Source organism: Streptomyces sp. NPDC088817, assembly GCF_044750345.1.
GTDB lineage: Bacteria > Actinomycetota > Actinomycetes > Streptomycetales > Streptomycetaceae > Streptomyces.
Genome location: NZ_JBIVJN010000004.1, coordinates 227,446 through 239,621 on the forward strand (window position 1 = coordinate 227,446; position 12,176 = coordinate 239,621).

At 69.8% G+C, this 12,176-nt stretch carries 15 protein-coding genes; 3 read left to right on the forward strand and 12 right to left on the reverse strand.

Annotated elements, in window-relative coordinates; translation table 11 throughout:
* Nucleotides 1-3: 3 nt before the first annotated feature.
* Nucleotides 4-795: a hypothetical protein gene (locus ACIP4X_RS09520; protein ID WP_358733902.1), complete on the reverse strand. Its 792-nt coding sequence runs from the start codon at nt 793-795 to the stop codon at nt 4-6.
* A 194-nt stretch (nt 796-989) separates the two neighbouring features.
* Here ACIP4X_RS09520 and coaA point away from each other — a divergent pair, with 194 nt between their 5' ends.
* Together coaA and ACIP4X_RS09530 are read left to right on the forward strand one after the other, a co-directional pair.
* Nucleotides 990-1,979, forward strand: coding sequence for a type I pantothenate kinase (gene coaA / locus ACIP4X_RS09525; protein WP_358733900.1), 990 nt, complete (start codon nt 990-992; stop codon nt 1,977-1,979).
* A 16-nt stretch (nt 1,980-1,995) separates the two neighbouring features.
* Nucleotides 1,996-2,949 carry a DUF389 domain-containing protein gene (locus tag ACIP4X_RS09530; protein WP_358733898.1) on the forward strand — a complete coding sequence of 318 codons (954 nt, stop codon included), beginning with the start codon at nt 1,996-1,998 and terminating at the stop codon, nt 2,947-2,949.
* Between the two features lie 6 nt (nt 2,950-2,955).
* Here ACIP4X_RS09530 and glmM read toward each other — a convergent pair whose 3' ends face one another.
* The 3 genes from glmM to rplM all read right to left on the reverse strand — a co-directional run bounded on the left by glmM (nt 2,956) and on the right by rplM (nt 5,517).
* Nucleotides 2,956-4,314, reverse strand: coding sequence for a phosphoglucosamine mutase (glmM, locus tag ACIP4X_RS09535; RefSeq protein ID WP_358733896.1), 1,359 nt, complete (start codon nt 4,312-4,314; stop codon nt 2,956-2,958).
* Between the two features lie 204 nt (nt 4,315-4,518).
* On the reverse strand, nt 4,519-5,031 hold the full coding sequence (gene rpsI / locus ACIP4X_RS09540) for a 30S ribosomal protein S9 (protein WP_358733894.1): 513 nt from the start codon (nt 5,029-5,031) through the stop codon (nt 4,519-4,521).
* A 42-nt stretch (nt 5,032-5,073) separates the two neighbouring features.
* Nucleotides 5,074-5,517 carry a 50S ribosomal protein L13 gene (gene rplM / locus ACIP4X_RS09545; RefSeq protein WP_030173943.1) on the reverse strand — a complete coding sequence of 148 codons (444 nt, stop codon included), beginning with the start codon at nt 5,515-5,517 and terminating at the stop codon, nt 5,074-5,076.
* A gap of 391 nt (nt 5,518-5,908) precedes the next feature.
* On the opposite strand from rplM, the gene ACIP4X_RS09550 reads away from it, so the two are divergent.
* A complete protein-coding gene (locus tag ACIP4X_RS09550) occupies nt 5,909-6,790 on the forward strand; it encodes a hypothetical protein (protein WP_391456026.1) in 882 nt (293 codons plus the stop codon).
* 41 nt (nt 6,791-6,831) lie between these two features.
* Here ACIP4X_RS09550 and truA read toward each other — a convergent pair whose 3' ends face one another.
* The 8 genes from truA to map form a co-directional block, all read right to left on the reverse strand.
* Nucleotides 6,832-7,686 carry a tRNA pseudouridine(38-40) synthase TruA gene (truA, locus tag ACIP4X_RS09555; protein WP_358733891.1) on the reverse strand — a complete coding sequence of 285 codons (855 nt, stop codon included), beginning with the start codon at nt 7,684-7,686 and terminating at the stop codon, nt 6,832-6,834.
* Nucleotides 7,687-7,778: 92 nt separating this feature from the next.
* Nucleotides 7,779-8,309, reverse strand: a complete 531-nt coding sequence (gene rplQ, locus ACIP4X_RS09560; RefSeq protein ID WP_391456025.1) for a 50S ribosomal protein L17 — start codon at nt 8,307-8,309, stop codon at nt 7,779-7,781.
* A 135-nt stretch (nt 8,310-8,444) separates the two neighbouring features.
* A complete protein-coding gene (locus tag ACIP4X_RS09565; protein WP_003966937.1) occupies nt 8,445-9,467 on the reverse strand; it encodes a DNA-directed RNA polymerase subunit alpha in 1,023 nt (340 codons plus the stop codon).
* Nucleotides 9,468-9,612: 145 nt separating this feature from the next.
* A complete protein-coding gene (rpsK, locus tag ACIP4X_RS09570; RefSeq protein ID WP_003956432.1) occupies nt 9,613-10,017 on the reverse strand; it encodes a 30S ribosomal protein S11 in 405 nt (134 codons plus the stop codon).
* A 69-nt stretch (nt 10,018-10,086) separates the two neighbouring features.
* Complete coding sequence (gene rpsM, locus ACIP4X_RS09575; RefSeq protein ID WP_358733887.1) at nt 10,087-10,467, reverse strand: 30S ribosomal protein S13; 381 nt, start codon at nt 10,465-10,467, stop codon at nt 10,087-10,089.
* A 196-nt stretch (nt 10,468-10,663) separates the two neighbouring features.
* Nucleotides 10,664-10,777: a 50S ribosomal protein L36 gene (gene rpmJ / locus ACIP4X_RS09580; protein WP_003974245.1), complete on the reverse strand. Its 114-nt coding sequence runs from the start codon at nt 10,775-10,777 to the stop codon at nt 10,664-10,666.
* A 64-nt stretch (nt 10,778-10,841) separates the two neighbouring features.
* Nucleotides 10,842-11,063 carry a translation initiation factor IF-1 gene (gene infA, locus ACIP4X_RS09585; RefSeq protein ID WP_004927214.1) on the reverse strand — a complete coding sequence of 74 codons (222 nt, stop codon included), beginning with the start codon at nt 11,061-11,063 and terminating at the stop codon, nt 10,842-10,844.
* Between the two features lie 195 nt (nt 11,064-11,258).
* Entirely contained in the window at nt 11,259-12,095 is an 837-nt protein-coding gene (gene map, locus ACIP4X_RS09590; protein WP_358733885.1) for a type I methionyl aminopeptidase, read from the reverse strand.
* Nucleotides 12,096-12,176 lie beyond the last annotated feature (81 nt).

Consider the following 12,176-nt stretch of genomic DNA (forward strand, 5'->3'; position numbering starts at 1 on the left):
GGATCACTTCAGCTTGGCGAGCTGCGCGTCGACGAGCGCCGTGGGGAAGTCGAAGTCCTTGCCCGAGACGGCCGCCGCGAGATTGATGGCGGGGAGGTAGGCCACGGTGGCGCCCTTGCGGACGACGACGGCCTTCACCGGCGCCTTGACGTCGTCGGCGTTCATCGTCTGCGTCACCGCGAAGGCCTCGTCGGCGCCCTCGGGCGCCTGGGTCACGGCCACCGAGGCGATCCCGGTCTTCGTGCCGTCAGCGGTGTAGGAGTACCCGCCGGCGCACTTGTCGGCGGCCGTCCGAAGGTCCTTCAGCGCCTGCTCGGCGCCGCCGTCGTCGTAGGAGGCGAGCGTCACGATGACCTTCTCGCGGTCGAGTCCGGCCAGCAGGGCGACCTTGGGGTCGGCGCCCGCCGCGGGCTTCTTCGCGTCGGCCAGCCACGACCGCTTCACGGTGGCGGCGGGCGTGCCCACCCAGCTGCCCGCCTGGAGGAGCGCCAGCGGCGTGCAAGCGGCGTCGGCGGTCTTCACCTTGTCGTGGGCGACGTCGTCCCTCGCCGGCACCTTGGTGGTGACCTTGCCGCTCTTGACGTCCGCCTGGGTGAGCGCGGCCTTCTCCAGCTCGGCGGCGCCGAGCGCCTTGGCCGGGGCGGCGGCGGAGGCGGTCTTGTCGGCCTGCGTGGTCCCGCCGTCGCCGGCCTTCGCGTCCTTGCTGTCGGAGGAACCGCCGCAGGCGGTGGCGAGCAGGACCAGGGCGGCGGTGGACGCGGCGAGCGCGGTACGGCGGACCACGGGGGAACTCACGGAAGGTCACCCTTTCTCTTCGGACCGGCGGACGGTCTCCGCCGGCCGGTCACCGCACTCTATGTGCCGCGACCCAGAGATGATCTTGAATAAACGGCCCGGTACCCGAACGTGACGCCCGCGTGACCTCCGCTCCCCCGCCGACGTGACACAGCCCACCCTGCGCGCCGTTCAAACTCCGTTAACAATGGAATGTGATCTCTCCGGTCTCCTCGATTCCCCGGAGCGCCCACCGGTCCCGGCCGGAGGCGACTCCCTACGTCGACCTCACCCGCGCCGAGTGGAGCGCGTTGCGTGACAAGACGCCGTTGCCGCTCTCCGCCGCGGAGGTCGAGCGACTGCGCGGTCTCGGCGACGTGATCGACCTCGACGAGGTGCGGGACATCTACCTGCCGCTGTCCCGGCTGCTCAACCTCTACGTCGGCGCCACGGACGGGCTGCGCGGCGCGCTGAACACGTTCCTCGGCGAGCAGGGTTCCCAGTCCGGCACTCCCTTCGTGATCGGGGTGGCCGGCTCGGTCGCCGTGGGCAAGTCGACCGTCGCCCGGCTGCTCCAGGCCCTGCTGTCCCGCTGGCCCGAGCACCCGCGGGTCGAGCTGGTCACCACCGACGGATTCCTGCTGCCCACACGGGAGTTGGAGGCGCGGGGGCTGATGTCCCGCAAGGGCTTCCCGGAGTCGTACGACCGGCGGGCCCTGACCCGGTTCGTCGCCGACATCAAGGCCGGCAAGGACGAGGTGACCGCGCCCGTCTACTCCCACCTCATCTACGACATCGTCCCCGGCGGGAAGCTGACCGTGCGGCGCCCCGACATCCTCATCGTCGAGGGCCTGAACGTGCTCCAGCCCGCGCTGCCCGGCACGGACGGCCGCACCAGGGTCGGACTCGCCGACTACTTCGACTTCAGCGTGTACGTCGACGCGCGTACCGAGGACATCGAGCGGTGGTACCTGGACCGGTTCGGCAAGCTGCGCATGACGGCCTTCCAGGACCCGTCCTCGTACTTCCGCAAGTACACCCAGGTGTCCGAGTCGGAGGCCCTCGACTACGCCCGCACGATGTGGCGGACGATCAACAAGCCGAACCTGGTGGAGAACATCGCGCCCACCCGGGGCCGTGCCACGCTCGTGCTGCGCAAGGGCCCCGACCACAAGGTGCAGCGGCTGAGCCTGCGCAAACTCTGACGTCTACGCTGCCGCCATGCTGCATCTGCGCCTGATCACACCGCCCGGACAGACCGACGCCGTGGTGCGTCTGATCCAGACGACCGTCGGCACCGCACACCTCGTCGTGCTGCCCTCCGCCGCCCGCGACCCGGCCGGTGACGTGGTCCTGTGCGACGTCGTGCGCGAGGCCGGCGACGAACTCCTCGACGGACTGCGGGAACTGGGTATCGACCGGAACGGCTCCGTCTCCGTCGACAGTCCCGAACTGACGCTCTCCGCGCAGGCCGAGCGGGCGGAGAAGGCGGCACCGGGCGAGGGCGCGGACGCCGTGCTGTGGCAGGAGCTGACGGAGGCCACGCACGAGGAGTCGACCCTGTCGGTCACCTACCTCGCGTTCATCACGCTGGCCACCATGATCGCCGCCTGTGGTGTGGTGCTCGACAACGCCGTCCTGATCGTGGGCGCGATGGCCGTGGGACCGGAGTTCGGGCCGCTGGCGGGCATCGGCACGGCCCTGGTGCAACGGGCGCCGCGACTGGCCCTGCGCTCACTCATCGCCCTGCTGGCCGGCTTCGCGCTGGCGATGGCGGTCACCGCGGGCTTCGCGCTCTTCATGGACGCCGTCGGACTGTTCAGCAAGGCGAAGCTGGAGGGCGCCCGGCCCAACACCGCCTTCGTCTACGCCCCCGACGCGTTCTCCTTCGTCGTGGCGGTCCTCGCCGGAGCCGCCGGCACGCTCTCGCTGACGTCCGCCAAGTCCGGCGCCCTGATCGGCGTGGCCATCTCCGTGACCACCGTCCCGGCCGCCGCCAACGCGGCGGTCGCGCTCGCCTACGGCGACACCGCCCAGACCGCGGGCTCGACGGTCCAGCTCCTGCTGAACATGTTCGGCATCGTCCTGGCCGGCACGCTCACCCTGCTCGCCCAGAAGTGGTTCTGGGCGAGGCAGCGCGAGCGCGCGTCCAGGGCCGGCCGGGTTCTGCCGTAGAACCTGTCAGCCGAGCGCCGACTTCACCGAATCGGCGAGGCGGCCCGCCACCGAGCGGGCCTGCTCGATGTCCGCGGCCTCGACCATCACACGGACCAGCGGCTCGGTGCCCGACGGACGCAGCAGCACACGGCCCGTCCCGCCCAGCTCCCGCTCCGCCTCGGCGACCGCGGCGGCGAGGTCGGCGGAGGTCTTCACCCGGGTCTTGTCCACGTCCGGCACGTTGACGAGGACCTGCGGCAGGCGCTCCATCACGGAGGCCAGGTCCCGCAGCGTACGGCCGCTCCCGGCGATCCGGGCGGCCAGCATCAGGCCGGTCAGCGTGCCGTCGCCGGTGGTGGCGTGGTCCAGGATGATGACGTGGCCGGACTGCTCGCCGCCGAGGGCGTAGCCCTTGTCCTTCATCTCCTCCAGGACGTAGCGGTCGCCGACGGCGGTCTGCACGAGCTGGATGCCCTCGCGCTCCATGGCCAGCTTGAAGCCCAGGTTCGACATCACGGTCGCGACGACGGTGTCGGAGGGCAGTGCGGAACGCTCCCGCATCGCCAGCGCGAGCACGGACAGGATCTGGTCGCCGTCGACCTCCTCGCCGGTGTGGTCCACGGCCAGGCAGCGGTCGGCGTCGCCGTCGTGCGCGATGCCGAGGTCGGCGCCGTGCTCGGTGACGGCGGCCTTCAGCGGACCGAGGTGGGTCGAGCCGCAGCCGTCGTTGATGTTCAGGCCGTCCGGGTCGGCGCCGATGGTGACGACCTCGGCCCCGGCGCGCCGGAAGGCCTCCGGGGAGACGCCGGCCGCGGCGCCGTGCGCCTCGTCGAGCACGATCCTCAGGCCGTCGAGCCGGTTCGGCAGGGCGCCGACGAGGTGGGCGACGTACCGGTCGAAGCCCTCGTCGTAGTCGCGGACCCGGCCCACGCCCGCACCCGTCGGGCGGTGCCAGGGCGCGCCGGTGCGGTGCTCCTCGTAGACGGACTCGATCCGGTCCTCCAGCTCGTCGGCGAGCTTGTGACCGCCCCGGGCGAAGAACTTGACGCCGTTGTCCGGCATGGCGTTGTGGCTGGCCGACAGCATCACGCCGAGGTCGGCGCCGAGGACCCCGGTCAGGTACGCCACCGCCGGCGTCGGCAGCACGCCGACCCGCAGGACGTCCACGCCCGCGCTCGCCAGACCCGCGACCACGGCCGCCTCCAGGAACTCCCCGGACGCGCGCGGATCCCGCCCGACCACCGCCGTCGGCCGGTGGCCCTCGAAGGTGCCCGCCTCGGCCAGTACGTGCGCCGCGGCGACCGAGAGGCCGAGCGCGAGCTCGGCGGTCAGGTCCGCGTTGGCGACACCACGGACGCCGTCCGTGCCGAAGAGTCGTCCCACTTGTCCTCCTGAAAAAGCGTCAGTTCGAGAAGGCGGCCGGTCCGTGGGCCGGTCCATGGCATTCGACGCTCCGGGCATCCGATCACACCAGCCGTTGAGCACCTTGTGCCGTTATACGCCCAAGCTTTGCGATAAACGAACGCCCCGGAGGCACATAGGCGTGCCGCCGGGGCGTTCGGAGTACGTGCAGGGGCGCCGTTGAGATTAGCGCTTGCTGTACTGCGGAGCCTTGCGGGCCTTCTTCAGACCGGCCTTCTTGCGCTCGACCGCACGGTCGTCACGACGCAGGAAGCCCGCCTTCTTGAGCGCGCCGCGGTTGTTGTCGACGTCGGCCTCGTTCAGGGCGCGGGCGACACCGAGACGGAGGGCACCGGCCTGACCGGAGACGCCGCCACCGGCGATGCGGGCGATGACGTCGTAACGGCCCTCGAGCTCGAGCACCTTGAAGGGCTCGTTGACTTCCTGCTGGTGCACCTTGTTCGGGAAGTAGTCCTCGAGGGTGCGACCGTTGATCTTCCACTTGCCGGTGCCCGGGACGATCCGGACGCGGGCGATGGCGTTCTTGCGACGGCCCAGGCCGGCGGCCGGCTGCGGCTCGCCGAAGTGGGAGGCCATCGACTCCGAGGTGTACTCGCCCTCGACGGGGACCTCGGACTCGGTGGTGTAGCTGTCGATGTCAAGCTCTTCGAGCGGCTGCTCGGCAGTGGTCTCGGCCACGATTCTCCTCAGATTCTCTTCGGTCTTAGGGGGTGGCCGGACTTACTGCGCGACCTGGGTGATCTCGAACGGCACCGGCTGCTGGGCGCCGTGCGGGTGCTGGTCACCCTTGTAGACCTTCAGCTTCGAGAGCATCTGACGGCCCAGGGAGTTCTTGGGGAGCATGCCCTTGACGGCCTTCTCGATGGCCTTCTCCGGGTTCTTGTCGAGCAGCTCGTCGTAGCGGACGGAGCGCAGACCACCCGGGTAGCCGGAGTGGCGGTACGCCATCTTCTGGGTCCGCTTGTTGCCGGAGAGGTGCACCTTGTCCGCGTTGATGATGATGACGAAGTCACCAGCGTCGACGTGCGGCGCGTAGATCGGCTTGTGCTTGCCCCGCAGAAGGGTGGCGGCAGTGGACGCCAGGCGGCCCAGGACGACGTCCTGGGCGTCAATGACGTGCCACTGGCGCGTGATGTCGCCGGGCTTGGGGCTGTACGTACGCACGGTTCGTAGCCTTCGCTTCTTCAGTGAGTGGTCCTGACAAGGTCACCAAAGACGATCACGACAGCCCTGACCGCACAGCGGTGACGCAAACCGCGTGCTGGTCGCTGGTCATCGGCCCGGTGGACCGGTGTAAGGGCCCGTCCCGTGAGAATGAGCAAGCCAATACACAACGAAGATGCAGGATACCCGTGGCGGCCTGGCCGGGTCAAAACGGGTGTACGACCGCGGGTCCCGGCGGTTCCCGCCCCTCCGTCCAGGCCCGCGATCCCGGCCGCTCCACGGCTGGTATCGGCTGTCGGCGCGCCGCTTTGTACCGGCGTGCACCTAAGGCCCCAGGAGGGCGGCCGCGGGCGGCGCGGAACGCCCTCGGACCCCGTCTAAGATGCGCCCCATGAGTTATGGGCAGGGGGGCTCGCAGTCCCAGTGGGATCCCTGGAAACCGAATTCTGAGCAGTCGCCGAACAGCGGGGGCGGCGGTCAGAACCCCGACTGGGCCGCGCTCGCCGACGCCTCGGAGGCACGGAGCAGACGGCGCCGGCTGCTGTTCATCGGCGGGGGCGTGCTGGCCACCGTCGGGATCGGCGCCGCCGTCGCCATGGCCGTGGTGTCGGCGAACGGGGACACCGACGCGTCGGGCGGCCCGGCCGGCCGGCCGGCCGGCTCCGCGGCCCTGCCGAGCGACTCCGCCACGGCGCCGTCCTTCGCCCCGACCACCGCCCCGCCGCCGCTGGATCCGAAGGACTTCATATCCAGCGCGAAGAAGGACACGGCCCCGCTCAGCGTGGACACCCTCTTCCCGGGCGCCCAGCTCACCATGGGCGAGTCCGTGTACAAGAAGGGGCCCACGGACGACAGCAAGAACTGCGCCGCCGTCGCCCAGGGCACGCTGGCCAAGGCCCTCACGGACAACGACTGCACCCGCCTGCTGAGGGTGACCTACAGCCGGGGCGGCGTCGCGGTCACGGTCGGCATCGCCGTCTTCGACACCGAGGCGCAGGCGCTCAAGGCGAAGGGCGCGACGGACAACAAGAGCATCATCAAGCCGCTGTCCGGCGGCGGCATCAAGGCCTTCTGCAACGGCGCCGTCTGCCGCTCCACGACCAACTCCTACGGCCGCTACGCCTACTTCACCCTCACCGGCTTCGCCAACGGCACGAGCGTGACGAACAAGGACACCGCGGCCTTCCGGGCCGGCGACGACCTCGCCGAGTTCTCCTTCCAGCAGATCCGCCGGCGCGGCGAGACCCAGGCGTCGGCGGCGGCCGGCCAGTAACAGCCGGCCGCCGGCCGCACGGGGGAGCCGGCGGCGGACGCTCAGCAGCAGCCGGCCGCCGGCAGGGACCGCTTGTTGCGCGCCTCCCGGCTGCGCGCGGCCAGCAGCTCGTCGGCCGGGTAGCCGACCTCCTCCAGGGTCAGCCCGTGCGGCCGCACGACGTGCACGGCGGAGTCCCGCACCCCCGCGGCCAGCACCTTCCCGGGCCAGTCCGGCAAACGGTGGCCGTCGCCGACGAACAGCAGCGCCCCGATGAGCGAGCGCACCATGTTGTGGCAGAACGCGTCGGCCCGGACGGTCGCCGTGATGACGCCGTCCCCGCCGCGTTCCAGGCTCAGCTCCTGGAGGGTGCGGATGGTGGTCGCGCCCTCGCGCCTCTTGCAGTAGGCGGCGAAGTCGTGCTCGCCGAGCAGCCGCCGCGCGGCCTCGTTCATGGCGTCGACGTCCAGCGGCCAGTCGTGCCACAGGACGTGGCCCCGCAGCAGCGGGTCGACACCGCCGGGGTTGTCGGTGACACGGTAGGCGTAGCGGCGCCAGACGGCCGAGAACCGGGCGTTGAAGCCGCTGGGCGCGGGCCGCAGCGCCCACACCCGCACATCCCTGGGCAGCCGCCCCGCGAGCCGCTTGAGCAGCTTCTCGTGGTGCTCGCGCCAGACGCGCTCGGGCAGGTCCACGTGCGCCACCTGGCCCCGTGCGTGCACCCCGGCGTCGGTCCGTCCGGCCACGGTCAGCTCGTACGTCTCCGCGGACCGCGTGACCGTGCGCAGCGCGTCCTCGATCTCTCCCTGCACGGTGCGCCTGCCGCCGGCCTGCTTGGCCCAGCCGTGGAAGGCGGTGCCGTCGTAGGACAGGTCGAGACGGACGCGGACATGACCGGGCTGTACTTCGTCACTCACGTGCAGATCCTCTCAGGGCGGATCCCTCGGGAAGAAACGCGGAAGCGGGCCCGCCCCGAGGGGCGGACCCGCTTCCGACGTCAGGCAGTGCCTCAGGCGTCCTTCGCGCTTTCACCAGCCGCTTCCGCGGCGGGCTCGGCCGGAGCCTCGGTGGCCTCGGCCGGAGCCTCGTCCGCCTTGGTCTCCTCGGCCTTGGCCTGCTCGGCCTCCTTGACCGCGCGCTTGGTGGCGGCCTCGGCCTCACCCACGGCGTTCTGCTGCACCGTCAGCGCCTCGACCAGCTCGATCACGGCCATGGGCGCGTTGTCGCCACGGCGGTTGCCGATCTTGGTGATACGGGTGTAGCCACCCGGGCGGTTCTCGTAACGCGGGCCGATCTCGGTGAAGAGCGTGTGCACGACGCTCTTGTCCGTGATGACCTGGAGCACCTGACGGCGGTTGTGAAGGTCGCCCTTCTTCGCCTTGGTGACCAGACGCTCGGCGTACGGGCGCAGGCGGCGGGCCTTCGCCTCGGTGGTGGTGATGCGGCCGTGCTCGAACAGCGCCTTCGCGAGGTTCGCGAGGAGCAGCTTCTCGTGCGCGGCGCTGCCGCCCAGACGGGCACCCTTGGCGGGCTTCGGCATGGTTCTTCTCCTAGGTGTCTGCCCCGGCCGTATCAGGTACCGGGGTCAGTATCTGAGCAGACGGTTGTCTGTCAGAGATCCGGGAGCCGCCCCGAAGGGGGCTCCCGGAAGGGGCGCGGGGCAGTGTCGACGAGCTCAGTACTGCTCGGTCTCGACGAAGCCCGCGTCCGCGTCGTCGTCCGCGCCGAACGCGTCCGCGGCGGCGGTCGGGTCGAATCCGGGCGGGCTGTCCTTCAGGGCCAGGCCCATGCCGGCCAGCTTCGCCTTGACCTCGTCGATGGACTTCGCACCGAAGTTGCGGATGTCCAGCAGGTCGGCCTCGGAGCGCGCGACCAGCTCACCCACGGAGTGGATGCCCTCGCGCTTGAGGCAGTTGTAGGAGCGGACCGTGAGCTCCAGCTCCTCGATCGGCAGCGCCAGGTCGGCGGCGAGCGCGGCGTCCGTCGGGGACGGACCCATGTCGATGCCCTCGGCGTCGATGTTCAGCTCGCGGGCCAGACCGAACAGCTCCACCAGCGTCTTGCCCGCCGACGCCATGGCGTCACGCGGACGCATGGCCTGCTTGGTCTCGACGTCGACGATCAGCTTGTCGAAGTCGGTGCGCTGCTCGACACGCGTGGCCTCGACCTTGTACGTGACCTTGAGCACCGGCGAGTAGATCGAGTCGACCGGGATACGGCCGATCTCCTGGCCCACCTGCTTGTTCTGCACGGCGGAGACGTAACCGCGACCGCGCTCGACGGTCAGCTCCATCTCCAGCTTGCCCTTGCCGTTGAGCGTGGCGAGGACGAGGTCGGGGTTGTGCACCTCGACACCGGCCGGGGGCGCGATGTCGGCGGCGGTGACCAGACCCGGACCCTGCTTGCGCAGGTACATCACGACCGGCTCGTCGTGCTCCGAGGAGACGACCAGCTGCTTGATGTTGAGGATGAGGTCGGTGACGTCCTCCTTGACACCCGGCACGGTGGTGAACTCGTGCAGGACGCCGTCGATCCGGATGCTGGTGACAGCGGCACCGGGAATCGACGACAGTAGGGTACGGCGAAGGGAGTTGCCGAGGGTGTAACCGAAGCCCGGCTCCAGCGGCTCGATCACGAACCGGGAGCGGAACTCGTCGACGACCTCTTCGGTCAACGAGGGACGCTGAGCGATCAGCATGGGTGGATCAGATCCTTCAGTCGTGGGCGCCCGCTATATGACGCCCGACCAGGCCGCACCGGAAAGGCGCGGGTACTGCAAGGGTACGGGCGGCACGACCCGAAAGGGCCGTACCGCCCGGAGACCTGCGCGAAGCAGCCGTGCGTCAGACGCGACGACGCTTCGGCGGGCGGCAGCCGTTGTGCGGGGTCGGGGTGACGTCCTGGATGGAGCCGACCTCGAGACCGGTGGCCTGCAGGGAGCGGATCGCGGTCTCACGGCCGGAGCCCGGACCCTTGACGAACACGTCGACCTTGCGCATGCCGTGCTCCTGGGCGCGGCGGGCGGCCGACTCGGCGGCCATCTGCGCGGCGAACGGCGTGGACTTCCGGGAGCCCTTGAAGCCGACGTGGCCGGCGGAGGCCCAGGAGATCACGTTGCCCGACGGGTCGGTGATCGAAACGATGGTGTTGTTGAACGTGCTCTTGATGTGCGCGTGGCCGTGAGCGACGTTCTTCTTTTCCTTGCGGCGCACCTTCTTGGCAGCGCCCTGACGTCCCTTGGGGGGCATGTCGAAAACTCCTACGGGAGGTGGTCGGTCCTACAGCGAAGACCGCTGAACGGCGAGTGTCGCTGCGGACTACTTCTTGCCCGGCTTCTTCTTGCCGGCGATGGCGCGACGCGGGCCCTTGCGGGTGCGGGCGTTGGTGCTGGTGCGCTGACCGCGGACGGGCAGACCGCGGCGGTGACGCAGACCCTGGTAGCAGCCGATCTCGACCTTGCGGCGGATGTCGGCCTGGATCTCGCGACGGAGGTCACCCTCGGTCTTGATGTTGTTGTCCACGAACTCGCGGATCGCGACGAGCTGCTCCTCGGAGAGGTCGCGGACGCGGGTGTTCGGGTCGATGTCGGTGGCGGCCAGCGTCTGCTGGGCCAGGGTCCGGCCGATGCCGAACACGTAGGTGAGGGCGACCTCCACGCGCTTGTCGCGCGGGATGTCAACACCGGAAACGCGTGCCATTCAATGGCTCCAGTTGATCTTCGGAGGTCTTCCGCAGGACCGACTCCCGGCCGCCGTACCAGGTACGAACCGGGTCCCCGGCCTCCGAACCGGGGGTGTCGAGCCGCACTGCGGCTCGGGTCCTGCGTATGAACAATTCAGCTCGCGTCGCGCGAATCTCTGCGAAGAAGGTGCAGAGGGTTCGGTCGGTTGTGCGTCAGCCCTGGCGCTGCTTGTGGCGCGGGTTGTCGCAGATGACCATGACCCGGCCGTGACGGCGGATCACCCTGCACTTGTCGCAGATCTTCTTGACGCTCGGCTTGACCTTCATGGGGTGAGGTTCTCCGGGTCAGTTGCCGGCGGCCCCTCGGTGGAACGTGGGGCCTGGGCAAGATCTACTTGTACCGGTAGACGATCCGGCCACGCGTGAGGTCGTAAGGAGACAGCTCCACCACGACCCGGTCGTCAGGGAGGATGCGGATGTAGTGCATGCGCATCTTGCCGCTGATGTGTGCCAGGACCTGGTGGCCGTTCTGGAGCTCGACCCTGAACATGGCGTTCGGCAGAGACTCGACGACAGTGCCCTCGATCTCGATGGCACCTTGCTTCTTGGCCACGCTTCGCCCTTCGAATCGACTACCTTGATCGACTCCATGTCCCGCATGCGGACATGCGAATACATGAGAGCCGACGAGTCAGTCTACGTCAGCCCTCCGCGAAAGACGAATCGAGAGAGTCTGCCCCAGCTACGAGATCATCATGCGACCGGGTCCGGACCGGTCCGGCGGGCGTGGGGGCGGGGCAGGCACTTTTCAGGCCAGCGGGTCCGGTGCCGCCGTGACGCCGTGCTCGGCCAGCTTGGCGCGGCCGCCGTCCGGGGAGGTCAGGACCAGCGGGCCCTGCTCGGTCAGCGCGACCGAGTGCTCCCAGTGGGAGGACCAGGTGCCGTCCGTGGTGATGACCGTCCAGTCGTCCTCGAGGACGCGGGTCTTCGCGGTGCCCAGGGAGACCATGGGCTCGATGGCCAGACAGAAGCCGGGGACCAGCTTCGGACCCTTGCCGCGCCGGCGGTCGACGTAGTTCAGCAGGTGCGGGTCCATGTGCATCTCGGTGCCGATGCCGTGGCCGCCGTAGTCCTCGATGATCCCGTAACGGCCGCCGCCGGGCTTCGGCTGGCGGCGGATGTACGTCTCGACGGCCCGGGAGATGTCCACGAGGCGGTTGCCCAGCTTCATGGCGGCGATGCCGGCCCACATCGACTCCTCGGTCACCCGGGACAGCTCGACCAGCTCCGGGGAGTGACCGGAGCCGACGAACGCGGTGAAGGCCGCGTCGCCGTGCCAGCCGTCGATGATCGCGCCGCAGTCGATGGAGATGACGTCCCCGTCCTTGAGGACGACGCCGTCGGAGGGGATGCCGTGCACCACGACCTCGTTGACGGAGGTGCAGATCGTCGCCGGGAAACCGCCGTAGCCGAGGAAGTTCGGCTTGGCGTTGTGCTCGGCGAGCACCTTGCGGGCCACCTGGTCCAGATCCTTGGTGGTCGCCCCGGGCACGGCCGCCTCCCGGGTGGCCGCGTGGATGGCGGCGACGACCAGCCCCGCCTCGCGCATCTTGGCGATCTGCTCGGGGGACTTGATCTGCACCATGGGGACTACGGCCTTTCTCGGACCGGAAGGAAGACGGACACCCTCAACAATACGGGGCAGCGAAAACCTGCCCGTGCACAC

Bases quoted from the DNA above. Each gene is read 5' to 3' on its own strand.
- ACIP4X_RS09530 (WP_358733898.1), top strand. From the start codon at position 1,996: ATGCTGCATCTGCGCCTGATCACACCGCCCGGACAGACCGACGCCGTG.
- ACIP4X_RS09550 (WP_391456026.1), top strand. From the start codon at position 5,909: ATGAGTTATGGGCAGGGGGGCTCGCAGTCCCAGTGGGATCCCTGGAAA.
- rplQ (WP_391456025.1), bottom strand. From the start codon at position 8,309: ATGCCGAAGCCCGCCAAGGGTGCCCGTCTGGGCGGCAGCGCCGCGCAC.
- ACIP4X_RS09565 (WP_003966937.1), bottom strand. From the start codon at position 9,467: ATGCTGATCGCTCAGCGTCCCTCGTTGACCGAAGAGGTCGTCGACGAG.
- rpsK (WP_003956432.1), bottom strand. From the start codon at position 10,017: ATGCCCCCCAAGGGACGTCAGGGCGCTGCCAAGAAGGTGCGCCGCAAG.
- rpsM (WP_358733887.1), bottom strand. From the start codon at position 10,467: ATGGCACGCGTTTCCGGTGTTGACATCCCGCGCGACAAGCGCGTGGAG.
- rpmJ (WP_003974245.1), bottom strand. From the start codon at position 10,777: ATGAAGGTCAAGCCGAGCGTCAAGAAGATCTGCGACAAGTGCAGGGTG.
- map (WP_358733885.1), bottom strand. From the start codon at position 12,095: ATGGTGCAGATCAAGTCCCCCGAGCAGATCGCCAAGATGCGCGAGGCG.